The sequence below is a fragment of the Mesorhizobium sp. C277A genome (assembly GCF_040324395.1).
In the GTDB taxonomy this organism is placed as follows: domain Bacteria; phylum Pseudomonadota; class Alphaproteobacteria; order Rhizobiales; family Rhizobiaceae; genus Mesorhizobium.
The window spans coordinates 4,576,756-4,596,896 of record NZ_JAMYVW010000002.1; the positions used below are offsets into that span (position 1 = coordinate 4,576,756).

General features: G+C 63.5%; 17 protein-coding genes and 1 riboswitch. Of the genes, 6 read left to right on the plus strand and 11 right to left on the minus strand.

Going from position 1 to position 20,141, the window contains the following annotated elements:
- Positions 1-60 precede the first annotated feature (60 nt).
- The 4 genes from NKK52_RS22550 to thiB form a co-directional block, all read right to left on the minus strand.
- The gene (locus NKK52_RS22550; protein ID WP_245260137.1) at positions 61-1,467 is read right to left on the minus strand and encodes a M48 family metalloprotease; all 1,407 of its coding nucleotides are present in this window, start codon (positions 1,465-1,467) and stop codon (positions 61-63) included.
- A 329-nt stretch (positions 1,468-1,796) separates the two neighbouring features.
- Entirely contained in the window at positions 1,797-2,561 is a 765-nt protein-coding gene (gene thiQ / locus NKK52_RS22555; protein ID WP_023707251.1) for a thiamine ABC transporter ATP-binding protein, read from the minus strand.
- On the minus strand, positions 2,558-4,156 hold the full coding sequence (gene thiP, locus NKK52_RS22560) for a thiamine/thiamine pyrophosphate ABC transporter permease (RefSeq protein WP_023685804.1): 1,599 nt from the start codon (positions 4,154-4,156) through the stop codon (positions 2,558-2,560). Before thiP ends, thiQ begins: the two co-directional genes overlap by 4 nt.
- A gap of 220 nt (positions 4,157-4,376) precedes the next feature.
- Complete coding sequence (gene thiB / locus NKK52_RS22565; RefSeq protein WP_031198746.1) at positions 4,377-5,384, minus strand: thiamine ABC transporter substrate binding subunit; 1,008 nt, start codon at positions 5,382-5,384, stop codon at positions 4,377-4,379.
- A gap of 43 nt (positions 5,385-5,427) precedes the next feature.
- Positions 5,428-5,542, minus strand: a riboswitch (TPP riboswitch).
- A gap of 162 nt (positions 5,543-5,704) precedes the next feature.
- Between thiB and NKK52_RS22570 the strand changes: the two genes are divergently transcribed.
- From NKK52_RS22570 to NKK52_RS22585, 4 genes are read left to right on the plus strand one after another with little or no spacing between them, the layout of a single operon-like run.
- Positions 5,705-6,364, plus strand: a complete 660-nt coding sequence (locus tag NKK52_RS22570) for a thiamine diphosphokinase (protein ID WP_023685802.1) — start codon at positions 5,705-5,707, stop codon at positions 6,362-6,364.
- A gap of 1 nt (position 6,365) precedes the next feature.
- A complete protein-coding gene (locus NKK52_RS22575; RefSeq protein WP_023685801.1) occupies positions 6,366-8,186 on the plus strand; it encodes an ABC-F family ATP-binding cassette domain-containing protein in 1,821 nt (606 codons plus the stop codon).
- Positions 8,187-8,241: 55 nt separating this feature from the next.
- The gene (locus tag NKK52_RS22580; protein WP_023693600.1) at positions 8,242-8,484 is read left to right on the plus strand and encodes a type II toxin-antitoxin system CcdA family antitoxin; all 243 of its coding nucleotides are present in this window, start codon (positions 8,242-8,244) and stop codon (positions 8,482-8,484) included.
- On the plus strand, positions 8,484-8,783 hold the full coding sequence (locus NKK52_RS22585) for a CcdB family protein (protein WP_023673676.1): 300 nt from the start codon (positions 8,484-8,486) through the stop codon (positions 8,781-8,783). Before NKK52_RS22580 ends, NKK52_RS22585 begins: the two co-directional genes overlap by 1 nt.
- 26 nt (positions 8,784-8,809) lie before the next feature.
- On the opposite strand, the gene NKK52_RS22590 is transcribed toward NKK52_RS22585, so the two are convergent.
- Both NKK52_RS22590 and NKK52_RS22595 read right to left on the minus strand, forming a co-directional pair.
- Entirely contained in the window at positions 8,810-10,444 is a 1,635-nt protein-coding gene (locus tag NKK52_RS22590; protein ID WP_352629868.1) for a hypothetical protein, read from the minus strand.
- A gap of 76 nt (positions 10,445-10,520) precedes the next feature.
- Complete coding sequence (locus NKK52_RS22595) at positions 10,521-11,819, minus strand: adenylosuccinate synthase (protein ID WP_023684197.1); 1,299 nt, start codon at positions 11,817-11,819, stop codon at positions 10,521-10,523.
- A gap of 208 nt (positions 11,820-12,027) precedes the next feature.
- Here NKK52_RS22595 and NKK52_RS22600 point away from each other — a divergent pair, with 208 nt between their 5' ends.
- Both NKK52_RS22600 and NKK52_RS22605 read left to right on the plus strand, forming a co-directional pair.
- Positions 12,028-12,933, plus strand: a complete 906-nt coding sequence (locus NKK52_RS22600; protein WP_023684196.1) for a DMT family transporter — start codon at positions 12,028-12,030, stop codon at positions 12,931-12,933.
- A gap of 105 nt (positions 12,934-13,038) precedes the next feature.
- On the plus strand, positions 13,039-13,503 hold the full coding sequence (locus tag NKK52_RS22605) for a DUF2231 domain-containing protein (RefSeq protein ID WP_023684195.1): 465 nt from the start codon (positions 13,039-13,041) through the stop codon (positions 13,501-13,503).
- A 64-nt stretch (positions 13,504-13,567) separates the two neighbouring features.
- Here NKK52_RS22605 and serA read toward each other — a convergent pair whose 3' ends face one another.
- From serA to glmM, 5 genes are all read right to left on the minus strand, one after another.
- A complete protein-coding gene (gene serA / locus NKK52_RS22610; protein ID WP_023684194.1) occupies positions 13,568-15,169 on the minus strand; it encodes a phosphoglycerate dehydrogenase in 1,602 nt (533 codons plus the stop codon).
- 58 nt (positions 15,170-15,227) lie between these two features.
- Positions 15,228-16,403 (minus strand): phosphoserine transaminase, encoded by a 1,176-nt coding sequence (locus tag NKK52_RS22615; RefSeq protein ID WP_023684193.1) that lies wholly within the window; start codon positions 16,401-16,403, stop codon positions 15,228-15,230.
- A 201-nt stretch (positions 16,404-16,604) separates the two neighbouring features.
- The gene (locus NKK52_RS22620; RefSeq protein ID WP_023684192.1) at positions 16,605-17,375 is read right to left on the minus strand and encodes an outer membrane protein; all 771 of its coding nucleotides are present in this window, start codon (positions 17,373-17,375) and stop codon (positions 16,605-16,607) included.
- A 229-nt stretch (positions 17,376-17,604) separates the two neighbouring features.
- Positions 17,605-18,420 carry an outer membrane protein gene (locus tag NKK52_RS22625; RefSeq protein WP_023684191.1) on the minus strand — a complete coding sequence of 272 codons (816 nt, stop codon included), beginning with the start codon at positions 18,418-18,420 and terminating at the stop codon, positions 17,605-17,607.
- Positions 18,421-18,671: 251 nt separating this feature from the next.
- A complete protein-coding gene (gene glmM, locus NKK52_RS22630; protein WP_023673591.1) occupies positions 18,672-20,024 on the minus strand; it encodes a phosphoglucosamine mutase in 1,353 nt (450 codons plus the stop codon).
- Positions 20,025-20,141: the final 117 nt, after the last annotated feature.

Consider the following 20,141-nt stretch of genomic DNA (forward strand, 5'->3'; position numbering starts at 1 on the left):
CAGAAAAGTTATCTCAGAAAAAAGCACTACGAAGGCTGGGGTTTCTGACGAAGACCGGCGCTATCTGTCCGTGACGATCTTGACCTTGTCGCCGGCCGAAACCGAGGCGCCCGGCGACATCGCGTTGAGCACGCGGAACAGATCGAGCTTGCGGTCGACGCCGACCATCTGCGCCGAAAGTGTGCCCATCGTCTGCCCGGCCTGTACCGTGACGACGCGGATATGCAGCGGCTTCAGTGCCGCCTTCTCGGCGGGGCTGAGCACGCGGAACGAACCGCTGACCGAGCGTGCCACCGGATCGAGTGTCGTGCTGGCCGAGGGGGCCGCTGTCAAAAGCCGGTAGACCTGACCGCCGGCGCGGATCACCGCAATGTCGAACTGCCAGCCATCGGCGCCGGCGTGCGCGGTCGCCGCCTGGTTGCCGTCGATCGTCTCCTGGCGCACACTGGTCTCGTCGAGACCGGCCACCCAGCCGCTTCTGATGTAGTCGGTCAGCGCACGATCCTTGTCGATCGACACACCGTCGAAGCGGATCGCCATGTCGCCGGGACCGGTCGCCGTCACCGCCGCCGCCGAATTGTCGATGATGAAGCCGTCGGGCACCGTGAACGAAACGCCGAGGCCCGGATGCAGGAAGGTCTGGCCGCGCACATAGCCCTCTTCCGGCGTGTCGCCATAGAGCAGGCCGTCTATCCCGGCCAGGAAGGAATCGCGGTCGCGGGTGCCGATGCCCGGCGCGCCGAACTGGCGGGCGTGGCGCTGCGCCAGATCAATTCGCTGCGGCGTGTTGGGGTGCGTGGCCAGGAAGTCGAGGCTGGCGTCGGTGGCGCCGCTGATCGAGCGGAAATCGGTGTAGGCCGACATCGACTGCAGGAAACGCCCGGCGGCATAGGGATCGTAACCCGCCTCGCCGATCGACTTGATGCCGATGGCGTCTGCCTCCAGCTCCTGGTTGCGCGAGAACTGCGCCAGCCTCAGCTTGCCGCGGATCAATGCCTGCTTGGCGGTCGGGCTGTCGCCCAGCACATCGGAGACCACCTTGGTCGCCAGGCCTTCCTCGGCCTCGAGCTGCTGTCGCTGCAGACCGTGATTGGCGGTGACGTGGCCCATCTCATGCGCGATGACGGCGGCGAGTTCGGCCGAATCATTGGCCAGCGCCAGCAGGCCGCGGGTGACGTAGAGATAGCCACCCGGCAGCGCGAAAGCGTTGACGTTGGGCGAATTGAGGATGGTGATGCGATAGGTCTGGGTCGGATTGGCCGACACCACGGTCAGGCTGCCGACAACCTTGGCCACCATGCGCTCGAGCTTGGGATCGGAATATTCGCCGCCATAGGTGGCAAGGATGCGCGGATGCTGTGCCTTCGCCAGTTCGGCAAGCTTGCTGTTGGCGGCGACATTGTCGACCGTGATCGGCTTGTCGGAAGGCTGGAAGCCGGATTCCTGCACTTCGGGAGGCGTGAACATCTGGCAGCTGGCCAGCGCCACGGCAAGGCCGGCCAGCGCGAGGAAGCGCACCAGCGGTCTGCGTTTCAAAGTGTCAGTGCCGGTCGGCAGCACGGCGTTCCTTCAGCTCTCGGCGCATGATTTGGACCGGGGTCCGCGCCAGCGAAAAATCGGTTTCGTTGGCAATCCTGCACACATCAAAAAACCTACAGCGTTTACGCATCCGGCCGGGTGCGGCGCTGTAGGGGCAAATCACGGCTCGTGCCGGACCAGTACTAAGCGGACCTAGCCACATCGACTGGACCATGGCAAGCAAGCGCCACATCACCTGTAGCCGGTTTGGTCGTAAATTATGTCCGCTTCCGGGCAATATCGCGTGATCCGCCCGAACTTGCGCCGATATAGCGCCGAAACGCTTCAGGGCCAGTGCCGTCGAAAAAATCGCCGGCAGGTCCCGTCGCGGCAACCCTGCCATTGTCCAGAAAAACCATCTGCTCGCCGATACGGCGAGCGTCTTCCGGCTGATGCGTGACGAACAGCACCGTCATCGCCCGCTCGGCATGAACGCCGGCCACCAGGTCGAGCATGTCGTCGCGCAGTGCTGGCCCGAGCGAAGCGAACGGCTCGTCGAGCAGCAGCACTGGCCGGTCGCGCACCAGAACGCGGGCGAGCGCCACGCGCTGCCTTTCGCCGCCGGAGAGTTCGCGCGGCAGGCGCATTTCCTTGCCGGCCAGGCCGACGCGGTCAAGCGCCTCGGCGATTGCGGCGCGATCGGCGTCGGTCAGGTTGAGCGATGGCGAGCGGCCGAGCCCGACATTCTTCTCCACCGAGAGATGAGCAAACAGATTGTTTTCCTGGAATACCATCGACACCGGCCGCGCCGAAGGCGGCTCGGCGCCGACATCGGCGGCGCCGATCAGCACACGACCGGACTCCGGCGTCTCGAAACCAGCCACCAGATTGAGCAAGGTCGATTTGCCCGAACCGCTTGCCCCCATGATGGCGGTGATCTTAGATGTATCGAATTCGACATCGAACAGGAATGGCGTTTCGCCATAGCTGAACGAGACCTTGTCCAGCCGGACAGTCGTGCCTTTCTCCACAGCGGACGTCACGATCTCTCTCCCCGTCCCAGCCAGTCTGCCGCGACCACCAATGCAAGGCAGACCGCCCCGAGCAGCAAAGCCAGCCCGGCAGCATCGGCCGTGCGATAGCTGCCCATGCGCGCCAGCAGGAGATAGGGCAAGGTCTGCACCGAATCGCTGCCGAACAGCGCGATGACGCCGAGATCGCCGAGCGACAGTGCCATGGCGAAGGCAAAGCCGGTGGCCAGCGGCCGCCGGAGCGATGGCCAGTCGACCAGAAGCAGCCGGTTCCAGCCCGCAATGCCGAGCTGCGCGCACAGCTTTTCATGGCGCTCGCTCGCCGCATCATAGGCCGGGCGCATCGCGCGGATGGCAAAGGGCATCGCCATCACCGCATTGACGGTGACGACCATGACCGGCGCGATGGCAAAGACATCGCTGACCGTGCGCAGCAGGAGAAACCAGCCGGCGCCGATGACGATGGGCGGCACGACGAGGACGAAGCCGGCGCCGGTGTCGGTGGCATGTTCGAGCAATGAACGGGCACTGGACCGGCGGCGCAGCGACAGTGCCCGCCGCGCCATGATCAGCGACAGTGCCAGCGCCACCGAAAGTAGCGCCGCCGAGAAGGCGAGACCGGCGCTGGTCAGCGTCGCCTGACGCACGGCACTCTCGCCCGCCAGCCGGCCGAGATCGGCGCCGAGGCCGGAGGCAACGGTGGCCGCCATCGGTCCGGCGACGAACAGCAAGGCGAGCACGATCAGGACGGCGTTGAACGCTGTTTCTGCTTTGCCGGCCAAGTGATAGCGGCGCGGCGCGACAGGCAAATTGGCGTCGCCGGTCACATTGGCGCCGAGCCGCGTCAGCGCCAGCATGACGGCGAAAGTCAGCGCGATCTGTAGCACCGTCAGCGTCACCGCTCGCGCCGGATCGAAGTCGAAACGCAGCGCCTGATAGATGGCGACTTCCAGCGTCGTCGCCGCCGGCCCGCCGCCGAGGATCAGGACGATGGTGAAGGAGGTGATGCAAAGCATGAAGACAAGCCCGGCGACGCCCGGCAGCGCGGCGCGCAGCACCGGCCACTCGATCAGCCGGAAGGCTGGCCTCGCCCCCATGCCGAGCTGGCTCGCCAGCCGCCATTGATCGGCCGGCACCGTTCCCAGCGCTTCGAGGAACAGCCGGGTGGCCAGCGGCAGGTTGAAGAAGACGTGGGCGACGAGGATGCCCGACAGCCCATAGATGTCGGGCGAGCTCTGGCCACCGATCGCGGCGAAATAACCGGCGCGGCCATAGAGCGCCAGTATTCCCAGCGCTCCGACAATTGCCGGCAAGGCAAGGGGCACAGTGAATAGCTGCAGGATGAAGCCGCGTCCGAAGAAGCGCGGATGCCGCGACAGCGCCCGGGCGACGAAGAGCGCCGGTACGGCGGAAAGCAGAGTCGAGAGCGCAGCCTGCCAGAGCGTGAAGCGGACAACGCGCAGGAGATAGAGGTCAAAGGCGGACGCGGCGCCGGAAAGGTCGTGCGCGCCTTCGCGGATAAGGCCGGCGAAGGCGCCACCGATCAGCAGCGCGATTGCCGCAAGCGCGACAATGCCGGCCGTGATGCGGGGGTCAGAGCGTTGCACTCTTTACCGGGCGTCGCGTTCCTTCGCGCCCCCCTCTGTCCTGCCGGACATCTCCCCCACGAGGGGGGAGATTGGCGGTTTTAGCGCTCCGCTCATTCCTGCAGCTTCGGAGATTGGCGAAAGTCAACGTAAAGGCCAATCTCCCCCCTCGTGGGGGAGATGTCCGGCAGGACAGAGGGGGGCGCCGTAGAGCACTCATCTTTTGACTATACAGCCAAATCTACTTGCTCATCACCGCCAGCCATTCGTCCACCCAGGCCTTGCGATTTGCCGCGACCTCTTCCGGGCTGAACAGCAAGGTCTTCGCCGGCTTGACCAGCCTATCAAAAGCCGGATTGAGCGGCTTGTCGGTTTTCCCGGCCGGGAACATCCAGTTGGTCTCCGGAATGACATCCTGGAATTTCGGCCCGGTCATGAAGGCCAGGAACTTCGCCGCCAGCGGATTCTTCGCGCCCGTGGTGGTGATGCCGGCGACCTCGATCTGCAGATACTCGCCTTCCTCGAACGAGGCCGCCTGGTAGCGCCCGGTGTTCTCCGCCACCATGTGGTAGGCCGGCGACGTCGTATAGGAAAGCACCATCGGCGCCTCGCCCTTGGTGAACAGGCCGTAGGCCTCGCTCCAGCCCGGCGTCACCGTCAGCACTTTGCCCTTGAGTTTCGCCCAGGCTTCCGGCGCCTTGTCGCCATAGACCGACTTGACCCACAGCAGCAGGCCGAGGCCCGGCGTCGACGTCCTCGGATCCTGGATGACGATCTTGTCGGCGGCATCGCCCTCGACCAGTTCCTTCAGGCTCTTCGGCGGGCTCTTCAGCTTTTCGGTGTCGTAGACGACGGCGAAATAACCATAATCATAGGGCACGAAAGTGTCGTCGCTCCAGCCGCCCGGCACGTTGTTTTCAGCCACCGCGCCATGTCGGACAAACAGGCCGGAAGCCTTGGCTTCCGCGGTGAGGTTGGTGTCGAGGCCAAGCACGATATCTGCTTTGGTCGAGGCACCTTCGAGCTTGACGCGGTTGAGCAGCGCGACGCCGTCGGCGACCGAGACGAAGTCGACGCTGCAGCCGCACTCGGCCTCGAATTCCTTCTTCACCTGGGGGCCTGGACCCCAGTCGGCAGTGAAACTCTCATAGGTATAGATCGTGAGTTTTTCCTGCGCGCACGCAGGGCTTGCCAGTAGCGAAACAGCAAGCCCCAGCGCTGGGACAAGACGGGACAAAAAAATGCGCATCGGCGCCTCCTTCATTCGTGTTGAAAGGAATTGAGGCGTCGGGCTGTCCGAAGCGTCTAATCCCTCCGCCGGTACAAACCGGATCAGGTTCAGCGGGTTGGCGAGACTGCCTCTCAGCCGGTCCGCGAAGATCGCGTCCGGCACCCCGTTAGAGCGTTTCGACACATAGGCCCGGCCAAGGTGCCACGCAAGCGGAAGTTTGCCCGAGCATGATCCCGGAAAGTGGAATCCGTTTCCGGAAAAAGATCATGCTCCAACAAAGAGTGACGGTGCCGCTCGGCCTTCCGTTTCGTCGGCGGGGCTGGTAAGGGCCAGCGGATATGAGCACATTCACCATCCTGCTTGGCGGCGATCTCGTCCGCACGCCGCGGCTCGACCGCCAGGTCGCGGGCACGCGCGTCATCGCCGCCGACGCCGGCATCGGTCATTGCCGCCTGATCGGCCTGATGCCGGAGCTGTGGGTCGGCGATTTCGATTCTGTGCCGGCGGACCTGCCTGCCGATCTCGCCGCCGTGCCGCGGGAGGTGTTTCCTCCCGAAAAGGACAAGACCGATGGCGAACTGGCGATCGCGGCGGCATTGGAACGCGGCGCCACCAGCCTGGTGCTGGCCGGCGCTTTCGGCGGCAAGCGCGCCGACCACGCCTTCCTGCATCTGGCGCTCAGCCTTCAACTGGCAGAGACAGGCACAAAAGTGCTGTTGACCAGCGGAGCGCAGGAAGGCGCCCCTTTGCTGCCCGGCAAGGCCGGCTTCGACTATGCCGACGGAACGCTGTTTTCGGTGCTCGGCTTTTCCGATCTTTCGGGCCTCACCGTGTCCGGCGCGAAGTGGCCGCTCGACCATGTCGAGGTCGTGTTCGGCTCGTCGCTGACCATCTCGAACGAGGTCAAGTCCAACAAGACCGGGGGCGGCCTCGAAATTGAGCTCGGCCATGGCCGCGCGCTGCTGCTCGCCCACCCCTACCCCTTGCCTGAAAGCTGACATGGCCCCGCCCCTTCTCAACCTCGACGGCATAAGACTGACCTTTGGCGGCACGCCGCTGCTCGATGGCGCCGAACTGACGGCGTCCGCCGGTGACAAGATCGCGCTCGTCGGCCGCAACGGCTCCGGCAAGTCGACGCTCCTGAAGATTGCCGCCGGTCTGATCGAGCCGCAAGACGGCGAGGTCTTCCGCCAGCCTTCGGCAACGGTGCGCTATCTCCCGCAAATGCCCGACATGGACGGCTTTGCCAATGTGCGTGCCTATGTCGAGGCCGGGCTTGGGCCTGCCGACGATCCCTACCGCGCCACATATCTGATGGAGCATCTCGGCCTCGCCGGCACGGAGAACCCCAACGATCTCTCCGGTGGCGAGGCGCGCCGCGCAGCACTTGCCCGCGTCATGGCGCCCGAACCCGATATTCTGCTGCTTGACGAGCCGACCAACCATCTCGATTTGTCGGTCATCGAATGGCTGGAAGAGGAGCTCGTCCGGACGTCTTCGGCGCTGATCGTCATCTCGCACGACCGTCGCTTCCTCGAACGCGTCTCGCGCGCCACTGTCTGGCTCGACCGTGGCCAGACCCGCCGCCTCGACAAGGGCTTTGGCCATTTCGAGGAATGGCGCGACCTTGTGCTGGAAGAGGAAGAGCGCGAACAGCACAAGCTCGGCCGCCAGATCGTGCGCGAGGAGCATTGGCTGCGCTATGGCGTGACGGCTCGCCGCAAGCGCAACATGCGCCGCCTGGGCGAACTGCAGACCATGCGCCAGCGTTTTCGCGGCCATCGCGGCGCCGAGGGCTCGGCCACCATGGTGGCCAGCGACGCCGCCGAATCCGGCAAGCTGGTGATCGAGGCCAAGAACATCGAGAAGAGTTTTGGCGACCTGACCGTGGTCAAGGGCTTCTCGACCCGCATCCAGCGCGGCGATCGCGTCGGCCTTGTCGGGCCGAACGGCGCCGGCAAGACGACGCTGTTGAAGATGCTTACCGGCGAGATGAAGCCCGATGCCGGCTCGGTGCGGCTCGGCACCAATCTGGAAATCGCCACGCTCGACCAGGAGCGCGAGGCGGTCGATCCGGCCGAGACCCTGGCGCAGTATCTCACGGACGGGCGCGGCGAAAACCTCGTCATCAATGGCGAGCAGCGCCATGTCGTGTCCTACATGAAGGATTTCCTGTTCAAGCCGGAACAGGCGCGCACCCCGGTGCGCGAGCTGTCCGGCGGCGAACGGGCGCGGCTGCTCCTGGCGCGTGTTCTGGCGCGGCCGGCCAACCTTCTGGTGCTCGACGAGCCGACCAACGATCTCGACATGGAGACGCTGGAACTGTTGCAGGAACTTGTCGCCGGCTTTGCCGGCACGGTCATCCTGGTCAGCCACGACCGCGACTTCCTCGACCGCACCGTCACCAGCATCATCGCCCCGGACGGAGGCGGCCGCTGGATCGAATATGCCGGTGGCTATTCCGACATGCTGGCGCAGCGCGGCGGCACCCGGCTCGACGACCGCAAGGCGCGCGCCAAGGCCGAAGCCAGCGATGCGCCGGCGCCGGGCAAGAGCGAGCCGGCAGCGCCAAAAGGGCCGTCGAAGAAACTGTCGTTCAAGCAGAAATTCGCCCTGGAATCGCTGCCCAAGAAGATCGAGGCGGTAATGGCCTCGATCTCGCGTTTGGAAAACAACATCGCCGATCCCGCCTATTACGAGCGCGACCCGACCTCGTTCCAAAAGACCATCGCCGCCCTCGACAAGGAACGCGCCACGCTGGCCGCACTCGAGGAAGAGTGGCTGGAACTGGAAATGCTGCGTGAGGCGATGGAGGGGTAGCATTGCCTGCGGTCTTTTATGCGCGTATATTGTGCGCATGAAAGGAGGCATCTCCGTGCTTCAATCGACGCCAAAAACTCAGCGGACCTCTGTCAACACGTCCATTGACTCTCAGTTGATCAAGGACGCCAAAGCGTTGGGCATCAACATCTCCCGCGCTGCCGAAGCAGGGATCGCGAAAGCGATTGCGGCGGAGAAAACGCGTCGATGGCAAGAAGAAAACAGGGAAGCCATCGAAAGCTCCAACGAATATGTCCGAAAGAACGGACTGCCATTGGCTAAACACCGGCCGTTCTGATGGCGCGTTACGATTTCTATCGGAGTACCGAGAGCGACGGTTATCTTCTCGACGTGCAGTCAGATATGCTTGAAGGGCTGAGCACGAGGGTGGTCGTTCCTTTGATGCCGCCCGAGATTGCCCCGCTTCCTGGCCGCCGCCTGAACCCGACCTTCGCTATAAACGGCAAAGATCTTGTGATGGTCACACAGTTTGTGTCGGCCTTCAGCGCGTCCGAATTGCGGATGCCAGAGGGAAACCTTTCTAGACATCACGACGACATCGTCGCCGCGCTCGACATGCTGTTCCAGGGCTTCTGAGCGAAGGCAGCCGCCACTGCCGCCCGTCAACCTGCCGTCTTGGCCTGCCAGGCCTTCAGCGCCTCGTCGAACACCTTCTCGCCCGGAATGCCCTTTTCCATGGTCAGCAGCGCCCGGCGTCCGGTCTTGTAGACCACCGGCACGTCGATCCAGTCCTGGCCTCGAAGCAAGGTCATGTTGGCGTCCTCGTCGGCCTTGGTGTCGTTGAGCGCCACCAGGAAGAAGCCGTCGGCGATCTTGGCCGGAATCCCGATCAGCGGGCTGCCGGCATCCTGTTCCGAACTCTTCATGGCGACGCGCAGGATGTTGTCGACGCCACCGCCGTCAAAGCCCTCGGGCGTCAGGAAGATCATCTCGATGATGTGGCTGGCCGGCAGCGTCTGGTCGGTATTGCGGCGGATGGTCATGCGCAGCTGGATGTCCTTGCCGGGAATGGTCGCCTCGGCGCGGATCGCCGGCTCGGGCGGCAGGTCGCCGCCGGGCGATTCCTGCACCAGCGACCAGACGATGCTGCCGGGTTCGGCCGAACCTTGCGCGGTCGAGGTGCGTTCCTCGTAGAAGATCGCCTTCTGGCCGACCGCAACGGTCGGCGCGGGAGCGGCGGCCGCCGGCGCAGCGGGCGGCGTGGCGGCGGCATCAGCCGGTGCTGCCCCATTGGCCGGCGGAGCGACGCCATCGGCGGGCGGCGTTGCCGGTGGCGTGGCGGAAGCGTCGGGCGCCGGCGTGGCGGGCGCGCCCGTGGCTGCGGCGTCGCCGGCCGGCGGGGTCGCAGGCGCTGGAGCCGCAGGTGGCGCTGGAGCCGGGGGGGGCGGTGTGGTCAGCGCGGCGACGGACTCGCCCTCGCCGATGCCGCTTTGACCGGCCGCGGGACCGGGGTCGGTTTCACCGCCTTCGGGCGACAGGCGCTGGGTGAACTTCGTTCCCTCGCCGGCAGCGGCCGGTGCCGGTGCATCGGCCGCGGGCTTGGCCGGCGCCGGCTTTACCAGCGGTTCGGTCGAGACCGTCTTGGTGTCGCCGCCGAGGCCCAGCATCGAGCCAAAGGCATCCTTGTTCAGCCAGATGCCATAGCCGCCGCCGGCGACCACCAGAAGCGCGACGACAGCCGCGATCAACCCGCCATAGCTGCGCCTGCGCTCGGCGGGGCGCAGGCGCTGGAACGTGTCCGCCGCCGGCTGCTCGTCATTGGCAAAGACATCGGCGCTGTCGTCGTCGGCGTCCAGCTCCGCGGCTTGCTTGTCGATGGTTTCTGCACGCCCTGCAGGCGGTGTCGGCGCGGGCCTCTGCCAGCTCGGCTCTGTCCTGGCGGTCGGCGCCGGCTGCACGGGTTTCGCCGGCTGCCAGGCCGGCGCAGGCGTGGCGGAAGGCTTTACATGACTGGACTGGTTCTTGTTGCGGTCGATGGAGGAGAAGATGTGCTCCAGCTCCGCCAGTGGGTCGGATGCGGGCAGTGCCCTGGCATAGTCGCGCTCGACGCTCGAGATGGCATCTTCCAGGGATCGCTTCTGCGTGCTTATGGCTTCGGCGGCCAGCGGCGGCGAATACTCCGCAAGCTTCTTCGCCAGCATGGTACGAACGCTGTCATAGATCCGCGTACGCTTTTCGGGCGTTTCGTCGCCGTGCTTGTCGAGCGCCTTTTTCAGAATAGCAACGAAATCTGCCATGCTTCAGTCGACCTGTATTTTGTTTCCGCGCCGGCCCCCGCAAATCGGCCGCGATGCCCGGAAAGGCTTCAGAAAACTAGTCTTGAAACGGATCGGTCACAAGTATCGTGTCGTCCCGTTCCGGGCTGGTGGAAAGGAGCGCGACGGGTGCCCCGATCAGCTCCTCGATGTAACGGACATATTTGACGGCCTGCGCCGGAAGGTCGTTCCAGCTGCGCGCGCCGGCTGTGGTGCCTTTCCAGCCTTCGAGCGTCTCGTAGACCGGCTCGACACGCGCCTGCGCGCCCTGGCTGGCCGGCAGATAGTCGATCGTTTCGCCGTCGAGACGGTAGCCGGTGCAGACCTTGATCTCATCCAGCCCGTCGAGCACGTCGAGTTTGGTCAGGGCGATGCCCTTGATACCGTTGACGGCGACGGCCTGGCGCACCAGCACGGCGTCGAACCAGCCGCAACGGCGTTTGCGCCCGGTGACGACGCCGAATTCGTGGCCACGCGTACCGAGAAATTCGCCGATCTCGTTCTTCTGCTCGGTCGGGAACGGGCCTTCGCCGACACGCGTCGTATAGGCCTTGGTGATGCCCAGGACATAGCCGATGGCGCCGGGGCCCACCCCCGAGCCGGCGGCTGCCTGGCCGGCAACGGTGTTGGACGAGGTGACGAACGGATAGGTGCCGTGGTCGATGTCGAGCAGCGTGCCTTGCGCGCCCTCGAACAGGATGCGTTCGCCGGCGCGGCGCTTGTCGTCGAGGATTTTCCAGACGCGGTCCATATAGGGCAGGATCTCATCGGCGACCGAGGTCAGCTCGGTCATGATCGCCTCATGCGTGACTTCGCCATGGCCAAGCCCGCGACGCAGCGCATTGTGATGCGTCAGCAGCCTGTCGACCTTGAGAGGCAGCGTTTCCAAATCCGCCAGATCCATCACCCGAACCGCGCGCCGGCCCACCTTGTCTTCATAGGCTGGGCCGATGCCACGACGCGTCGTGCCAATTTTCGTCCCGGAATTGGAGGCGGCGTCCTCGCGGAATCCGTCCAGCTCCCGGTGCAGCGACAGGATAAGCGCCGTGTTTTCGGCTATTTTCAGGCGGTCCGGCGTGACCTCGACGCCTTGCGCCTTGAGTTTTGCCACTTCCGCGACAAAGGCGTGCGGGTCGAAGACGACGCCATTGCCGATGATCGACAGCTTGCCTTGCCGCACCACGCCCGACGGCAGCAGCGACAGTTTGTAGACCTTGCCGTCGACGACCAGCGTATGGCCGGCATTGTGGCCGCCCTGGAAGCGCACGACCACGTCGGCGCGCTCCGACAACCAGTCGACGATCTTGCCCTTGCCTTCGTCGCCCCATTGCGAGCCGACGACCACCACATTGGCCATGTTTCTTTTCCCTTGAGATGCCGCCCTGGCGGCCTGGATATGGTTCGAAACGACAGGCCTCTATAGCGTCAAGACCTCGCAAGCGCGACCTTTCTTTGCCGCCGAAAATGCCCTGAGGCACAACAATTTTCGGCTTTGACATCATTTACTTGCGTCGGCGGGGGCAATAGGCCGGCAAACACAACTCCCCAAGCGGCCGGAATCCCGCATGCATCGACGCGCCTACCTGTTCCTGCTGCTGACCACCCTGCTGTGGGGCGGCAATTCCGTCGCCGGCAAGCTGGCGGTCGATCACGTCTCGCCGATGACGCTGGTCTTCCTGCGCTGGGTGCTGGCCGTCGCGATCCTGCTGCCGATCGGCTGGCGCACGATCAGGGAGGACTGGCAGGTGGTGCGCAAACACTGGTTCGTGCTGGCTGCACTTGGCGCCAGCGGCTTCACTCTGTTCAACACCATTTTTTACACCGCGCTCAACTACACGACCGCGATCAATGTCTCGATCGAACAGGCGGCGATGCCGGTCTTGATCATCATTGCCAATTTCTTCTTCTTCCGCCTGCGCGTGAGCTGGGCGCAGATTGCGGGCGTGGTGCTGACCATCTTCGGTGTCATATTGACTGCCTGCCACGGCGATCCGCGCCGACTGCTCACATTGGAACTCAATTTCGGCGACGCCATCATGCTGGTCGCGGTCGTCCTCTACAGCGGTTATTCGGTCGGGCTGCGGCTGAAGCCGGTGATGCGCTGGCAGAGCCTGATGTTGTCCCTGGCGATCGCTGCCCTCATCACCTCGCTGCCGTTCTTCCTGTGGGAGGTCGCCGCCGGCAAGGTTATCGTCCCCGATATCAGCGGCTGGGTGGTCATCGTCTATACCGCGATCGGCGCTTCGGTCATTTCGCAGATCACTTACATCAGGGGCAACGAACTGATCGGCGCCAACCGTGCCGGGCTGTTCATCAATCTGGTGCCGATCTTCGGCACGCTGCTGTCAGTGCTGATCGTCGGCGAGACATTCCAGCTCTACCAGGCGCTGGCGCTCGTCCTGGTGCTGGGCGGCATTTCGCTCGCCGAATACAGCGGGCGCAAGATGGCGGCACCGAACCGCCGCGGATAACATTTGGCTGCTGCCGCGCTGCGCCGCCGTCGCGATAACTGCTGCCGCGCGCCGACCTGGAACATTTTACCTCTGGCGGAGTTTGCTTGCGTGGGAGGCAACAAGATGAGCCATAACCCTCGCAGCACGGCAAGCATTGCCGGTCACCCCATTCATCCAATGCTGATTCCGTTTCCGATCGCCTTCTTTGTCGGCACCTTCGTTTGCGATCTGATTTTCTGGCAAACAGCCGATCCCGGGTGGGTCACCGGATCGCTTTGGCTTCTCGGCGCCGGCCTGATCATGGGCGCCTTGGCCGCTCTTACCGGCCTGACGGACGTTCTCGGCGATGTTCAGATCCGCAATCTCACGACGGCATGGCTCCATGCCGGCGGCAACGTGCTCGTCGTGCTGATCGAGCTTTATAACTGGTACTCGCGTTATGTCGGTGGAGCGGCGGCTGTGATCCCGACCGGCTTTATCTTATCGCTGATCGTGGTTCTGGTCCTGCTGTTTACAGGGTGGAAGGGCTGGGAACTGGTCTATCGGCATCGCGTGGGCGTCTCCGACGGCTCAGACGAATTGACCTGAACCGGCCTCTGCGATGGCCGCCCCAATGATGGGGGGAGGACCGCCGCATCCGCCACGCCGTCAACTACATTGCGTTGACGTCGAACTGCAGCCGCTTGGCCGAGTCGATGGACTTGTGCGCCTTGACCTGTTCCAGCACTTTCTCCGGGAACGGCGCGTCGAGATAGAGCAGCGCGATCGCGTCGCCGCCCGGCCGGTTGCGGCCGAGCTGGAAGTTGGCGATGTTGACGCCGTTCTCGCCGCACACCGTGCCGAGCAGGCCGATAATGCCGGGCGCATCGGCATTGGTTGTGTAGAGCATGTGCTGGCCGACCTCGGCGTCGAGATTGATGCCCTTGATCTGGATGAAGCGCGGCTTGCCGTCGGAGAAGCAGGTGCCGGCGATCGAGCGCGTCATGTGCTCGGTCTTCACCGTCAGCTTGATGTAGCCGTCGAACACGCCCGACTTGTCGCGCTTGACCTCGGCGACGATGATGCCGCGCTCCTTCACCATGATCGGCGCCGACACCATATTGACGTCGGCGACCTGCGGCCGGATCAGTCCGGCAAGCGCGGCACTGATCAGGGCACGCGTGTTCATCGTCGCGGTCGAGCCGTCGAACAGGATCTCGACCTCGTTGATCGGGTCCTCGGTGACTTGGCCGACAAAGGCGCCGAGCACTTCGGCGAGCTTGACGAACGGCTTCAGCCGCGGTGCTTCCTCGGCCGTGATCGAGGGCATGTTGATGGCATTCGAAACCGCGCCCTTGATCAGATAGTCGGCCATCTGCTCGGCCACCTGGAGCGCGACATTTTCCTGCGCTTCCGCTGTCGAGGCGCCGAGATGCGGCGTTGCCACCACATTGTCCATGCCGAACAGCGCGTTGTTCTCCGCCGGTTCGACCTCGAACACATCGACGCCAGCGCCCGCCACCTTGCCGCTCTTCAGCGCCGCGACCAGGTCGGCTTCGACGATGAGCCCGCCACGCGCGCAATTGATGATGCGCACGCCGTTCTTCATCTTGGCGATCGCCGCCGCGTCGATGATGTTGCGCGTCTTGTCGGTCAGCGGCGTGTGCAGCGTGATGAAATCGGCGCGGGCGAAAAGCTCGTCCAGCTCGACCTTGTCGACGCCGAGTTCCTCGGCGCGCTTGTCCGACAGGAACGGGTCGAAGGCAACGACATGCATCTTCAGGCCGACGCCGCGCGTGGCGACGATCGAGCCGATATTGCCGCACCCGATGACACCCAGCGTCTTGCCGGTGATCTCGACGCCCATGAAGCGGTTCTTTTCCCATTTGCCGGCATGGGTCGAGGCATTGGCCTCCGGGATCTGGCGTGCGAGTGCAAAGATCATGGCCACCGCATGCTCGGCCGTGGTGATCGAATTGCCGAAAGGCGTGTTCATCACGATGATGCCCTTGCGGCTCGCCGCCGGGATGTCGACATTGTCGACACCGATGCCGGCGCGGCCGACGACCTTGAGTCTTGTCGCGGCGTTGATCAGTTTTTCCGTGACCTTGGTCGCCGAGCGGATGGCAAGACCATCATACTGGTCGATGACTTCGAGCAGCTTTTCCTTGTCCTTGCCGAGATCGGGCAAATAGTCGACCTCGATGCCGCGGTCCTTGAATATCTGGACGGCGGTGGTGGAGAGTTTGTCAGAGACGAGAACGCGGGGCGCCATGGCGGCCTCCTTGAATTGGATTGTTGGGAAAGGGCGGCCCGCAGGCCACCACGAAATCTCAGGCTGCGGCCTTCAGCGAAGCCTTCTGTGTGGCGAAGGCCCAGTCGAGCCAAGGCAGCAGCGCTTCGAGATCGGAGGTCTCGACGGTGGCGCCGCACCAGATGCGCAGACCGGAAGGTGCGTCACGATAGGAGCCGATGTCGTACGCGACGCCCTCCTTGTCGAGCACAGAGACGATCGCCTTGGCGAAAGCCGCCTGCCCGTCGGCGTCGAGCGCCGCGACATCGGCGTCGGTGAAGGACAGACACACGGACGTGTTGGACCGTGTCGCCGCATCGACCGCGAGATGGCCGAGCCAGGACGACTTGTCGACAAAGCCATCGAGCACGGCGGCATTGGCATCGGCTCTCGCAATCAACGCATCGAGACCGCCGATCGACTTCGCCCAATGAAGCGCATCGAGATAGTCCTCGACGCACAGCATCGACGGCGTGTTGATGGTCTCGCCCTTGAAGATGCCTTCGATCAGCTTGCCGCCCGAGGTCAGGCGGAAGATTTTCGGCAGCGGCCACGCCGGCTTGTAGGTTTCCAGTCGCTCGACGGCGCGAGGCGACAGGATCAGCATGCCGTGTGCGCCCTCGCCGCCCAGCACTTTCTGCCAGGAGAAGGTGACGACATCGAGCTTCTGGAAATCGAGCTTTTGCGCGAATGCCGCTGAGGTGGCATCGCAGATGGTCAGGCCCTTGCGATCCGCCGGGATGAAATCGCCATTCGGCACGCGCACGCCTGAGGTCGTGCCGTTCCAGGTGAAGACCACATCGCGGTCGAAATCGATCTTGGTGAGATCCGGCAGTTCGCCATAGCCTGCCTCGACCTTTCTGATATCGGCGAGCTTCAGCTGCTTGACCACGTCGGTGACCCAGCCGGAGCCAAAGCTTTCCCATGCCACCATGTCGACACCGCGTTCACCGAGCAGCGACCACAGCGCCATCTCGACAGCACCCGTGTCCGACGCCGGCACGATGCCGATACGGTAATCGGCCGGAACCTGGAGAATCTCGCGCGTCAGCTCGATCGCCTGTTCGAGCTTGGTCTTGCCGATCTTGGCGCGGTGGGAACGGCCGAGCGCAGCATTCTTCAGTGCCTCGACCGACCAGCCGGGGCGTTTTGCGCAGGGACCTGAGGAGAAATTGGGGTTTGCCGGACGGAGTCCGGGCTTCGTATGCGTCGTCATCGTGGTCTATCCTTCCAGATAGTGGCCCCTCGTTGGGGAGGGGTGGCCCACGGACGGCGATATGCGTTCAGCCCTCAGGCGTCAAGAGGAAAGTTTTTGTCGCTGGCGGCATACCGGCGATACGGGATCAGCATGTCGTGGGCTAAAACGCAAACAGCGGATCGAAGAGATCCGCCGTTGGGCTTCCGAACAGCAAGCTTCCTACCAGAGGTCGTAGCGCAGGCCGAGCTTGACCTGATGATTGCTGATGCCCTTGCGGATCGGATAGGAGGTCAGGCTCTCGGCCGTGACATATTCGGCATCCGGCGCGGAGAAGTACTGGTAGCCGAGATCTACAGAAACATTCTTGGTCACCTGATAGGCCAGGCCCGCATCCAGCGTGTAGGCGAGGGAATACTGGGTCTTGTTGTCGTTCCGGACGAAATCATCCGTAGGGTCGACATTGTCGGTGAAGTAACTCGCCGACAGCTTGTATTTGCTCCGGACCAGCCCAATGCCGGCGCCGAGGTAGGGCGTGATCCCGACATAAGTGCCGAGATCGACATAGCCATTGACCATGCCCGACAGGGAATAATTCTGCAGCGATGCCGACGCGATGGTCGCACCACCCGGCGGCGGCGTCGCCGAATCGTCAAAGCCGACGCCGATCTTGTTGCCGGGCAGATAGCCAAGATTGACGTCGCCGCGCAGATAGTCGTTGAAGTGGTAGCCGAAGCCGATGCTGGCAAAGGCCGGATCCTGCTTCTCGCTGAAGCTCGCGGGGGCGAAGGTGAAATCCTGATCCTCGTAGCTCTTCTGCGCCAGATAAGAGACGTCGCCGCGCAGATACCAGCCCGAGCCGACCTCGACCGGTTGATAGTCCGGCGCCTGATCGACATAGATCGGCGGATCGTAGTCCGCGGCCTGCGCCGGCGTCAGCGGCACAAGGACGAGTGCGGCGAGCGCCGGCGCTGTCAGCGATTTGAAATTCATGGGTCCCCGGCTCCTGAAATTGGCGCCCGTCATTTTGATCGCAAGCGCCGTTTCACCAAGCATTGTTAACCATAGTGGTTAAGTCAGGGTTAAGGATAACGCGGCGTACCGAATTGATTTCGATTGGGTTTCTTCGGCACACGCGGCCGGTTGAAAACGCGCAAGCATCGGCAAACGAAAACCGCCCGGCAAGACCGGGCGGTTCGCGAATTCCTGGATTTCGAAGCGACTACTTGGTGTAGATCGGCTCCGGCTCTGGAACGTAGGGCTCCGGCGATGTGCAACCATTATTGCCGCCGAACTGATAGCGCAGACCGCCTCGTACCTCATGTGTGTTGATGCCATGGTCGAAGCCGGGCCCGGAACTGCTCACGTCGAAGTCGAACATGCGGCCCCCCTCAATGTGAGAGTAGCGATAGCCGGCATCCAGGATCACCCTGTCGGTAAGGCAATAGGACGCGCCGGCCATGAGCGCGTAGGCAAAGCGCCAATTCTTCGACCCGGGGTTGGTCTCGGTTGTGTTCGGGTCGTGGACGGTATCCCATTTGACGTGCGCGCCGCCGATGCCAGCGCCAACATAAGGCGTGATGCCGTGCCAGGTGCCGATATCGTAATAGGCGTTGGCCAAGAGCAGCAATGCGCTCATTTTCGACACTTCGACCGAGGTCGTAACGCCATCGTTGGTTGATCCGTTGAAGTCCGAAGCGAACCAATAGTCGGCTGTCAGGTCGGTACGGAAATGATCGTTGATCTTGTAGCCAATGCCGGCGCCGAGTGAGAAGCCGCCCTTAAGCTCGCCGGAATCGAAAACATTGCTGCCGGGAGGCGGCCCGTAGGTGATATAGTCGATGCCGCGCAAATCCGATTTATGATAGTCGATGTCGCCGCGGATGTACCAGCCGCCGAAATCGGCCGGCTGCTCGTAGGCGATCGGCGCCGGCGCCTCTTCGACCACCGGCGGCTCCGCCAGATCGGCGGCGAATACTGGCCCGGCCACACCTGCGAACAGCGCGGCAAGGAGGGCCTTTTTTGCTGTATTGAACATGTTTGTCACCCCTGAGAACCGTCGGGAAAGTCCAACTTGCCCGAATGTGATTGACCTCAGTTGTGGATAATGAATTGGAAAAGTTAAAAGGCGTTTAACCCTGTCGATTAACCACGAATTCTCGACATTTTAGCAAACAGTCTCCGCCGGCATAACGCTGGGACCAACCCTGGCCGAAACAAAAAGCCCGCCTGCAGGCGGGCTTGAAGTCTTGAGCCGGCAGTTCGCCCCTGCCGTTGGACGCAGCGCAATCAGGCGGCGCTGCGCGTTTCCGAAATAATGTCGACGATGTCGTTGACCACGGCCTCGACCAGCTGTGGGTCGTCGCCCTCGGCCATGACGCGGATCAGCGGCTCGGTGCCGGAGGGCCGTATGACCAGGCGGCCGGCCTTGCCGAGACGGTTGCGCGCGTCTTCGATCACCGCCTTGACCGTGGCTTCCTCAAGCGGCTTGCCGCCGGCGATGCGGACATTCTTCAACAGCTGCGGCACCGGCTCGAATTTCTTCGACAATTCGCTGACCGGCCGGTTCTGCCGCTTGATGCAGGCCAGCACCTGCAGAGCCGAGACCAGCCCGTCGCCAGTGGTCGAGAAATCGGACAGCACAATGTGGCCCGACTGCTCGCCGCCGACATTCAACCCGTGCGCGCGCATATGTTCCACGACATAGCGGTCGCCGACCTTGGTGCGATGCAGCTGCAGCTTCATGTCGCCAAGGAAGCGTTCGAGGCCGAGATTGGACATCACCGTCGAGACGACGCCGCCGCCGGCCAGTCGCCCGCTCTGGTGCCAGGACTCGGCGATCAGCGCCATGATCTGGTCACCGTCGACGATGGTGCCGTTCTCGTCGACGATGACGACACGGTCGGCATCGCCGTCGAGTGCGATGCCGATATCGGCGCGCACTTCATGCACCTTCTTCTGCAGGCCGGCCGGATGGGTCGAGCCGCATTCCTTGTTGATGTTAAAACCGTTCGGATCGACATTGATGGCAATGACCTCGGCGCCCAGTTCCCAAAGTGCTGCTGGCGCCACCTTGTAGGCCGCGCCGTTGGCGCAATCGACGACGATCCTGAGACCCGACAGCGACATTGAGCGCGGCAGCGTGCGCTTGGCGAATTCGATGTAGCGGTCATGCACGCCGTCGACGCGCTTGGCGCGGCCAAGTCCGTCGGAATCGGCGAGCGCCAGTTCGATATCCTTGTCGAGCATGCTCTCGATGCGCTCCTCGATCTCGTCGGAGAGCTTGTACCCGTCGGGACCGAACAGCTTGATGCCGTTGTCGTAATAGGGATTGTGCGAGGCCGAGATCATGACGCCGATATCGGCACGCAGCGAGCGTACCAGCATGGCGACCGCCGGTGTCGGGATCGGGCCGAGCAGGAACACATCCATGCCGGCCGCGCACAGGCCGGACACCATGGCGTTTTCGATCATGTAGCCGGACAGCCTGGTATCCTTGCCGAGCACGACGCGGTGGCGATGGCTGCCGCGCTGGAACGAGAGGCCGGCGGCCATGCCGACCCGCATCGCGATCTCAGCCGTCATCGGAAACTTGTTGGCGCGCCCGCGAATGCCGTCGGTGCCAAAATAACGTCCTGCCATGCTTGCCAGAATCCCCGTCGGTTTTTCAGCCGGCTCGTAATGCCACAATTGGTCCGAGCCCGACTATCACATTGTGTGATTGTATATTACCAATTCTTAGAAAATCATTGTAGCAGG

Bases quoted from the DNA above. Each gene is read 5' to 3' on its own strand.
- NKK52_RS22550 (WP_245260137.1), bottom strand. From the start codon at position 1,467: ATGTTCACGCCTCCCGAAGTGCAGGAATCCGGCTTCCAGCCTTCCGAC.
- thiB (WP_031198746.1), bottom strand. From the start codon at position 5,384: ATGCGCATTTTTTTGTCCCGTCTTGTCCCAGCGCTGGGGCTTGCTGTT.
- NKK52_RS22570 (WP_023685802.1), top strand. From the start codon at position 5,705: ATGAGCACATTCACCATCCTGCTTGGCGGCGATCTCGTCCGCACGCCG.
- NKK52_RS22575 (WP_023685801.1), top strand. From the start codon at position 6,366: ATGGCCCCGCCCCTTCTCAACCTCGACGGCATAAGACTGACCTTTGGC.
- NKK52_RS22585 (WP_023673676.1), top strand. From the start codon at position 8,484: ATGGCGCGTTACGATTTCTATCGGAGTACCGAGAGCGACGGTTATCTT.
- NKK52_RS22590 (WP_352629868.1), bottom strand. From the start codon at position 10,444: ATGGCAGATTTCGTTGCTATTCTGAAAAAGGCGCTCGACAAGCACGGC.
- NKK52_RS22595 (WP_023684197.1), bottom strand. From the start codon at position 11,819: ATGGCCAATGTGGTGGTCGTCGGCTCGCAATGGGGCGACGAAGGCAAG.
- NKK52_RS22600 (WP_023684196.1), top strand. From the start codon at position 12,028: ATGCATCGACGCGCCTACCTGTTCCTGCTGCTGACCACCCTGCTGTGG.
- NKK52_RS22605 (WP_023684195.1), top strand. From the start codon at position 13,039: ATGAGCCATAACCCTCGCAGCACGGCAAGCATTGCCGGTCACCCCATT.
- serA (WP_023684194.1), bottom strand. From the start codon at position 15,169: ATGGCGCCCCGCGTTCTCGTCTCTGACAAACTCTCCACCACCGCCGTC.
- NKK52_RS22615 (WP_023684193.1), bottom strand. From the start codon at position 16,403: ATGACGACGCATACGAAGCCCGGACTCCGTCCGGCAAACCCCAATTTC.
- NKK52_RS22620 (WP_023684192.1), bottom strand. From the start codon at position 17,375: ATGAATTTCAAATCGCTGACAGCGCCGGCGCTCGCCGCACTCGTCCTT.
- NKK52_RS22625 (WP_023684191.1), bottom strand. From the start codon at position 18,420: ATGTTCAATACAGCAAAAAAGGCCCTCCTTGCCGCGCTGTTCGCAGGT.
- glmM (WP_023673591.1), bottom strand. From the start codon at position 20,024: ATGGCAGGACGTTATTTTGGCACCGACGGCATTCGCGGGCGCGCCAAC.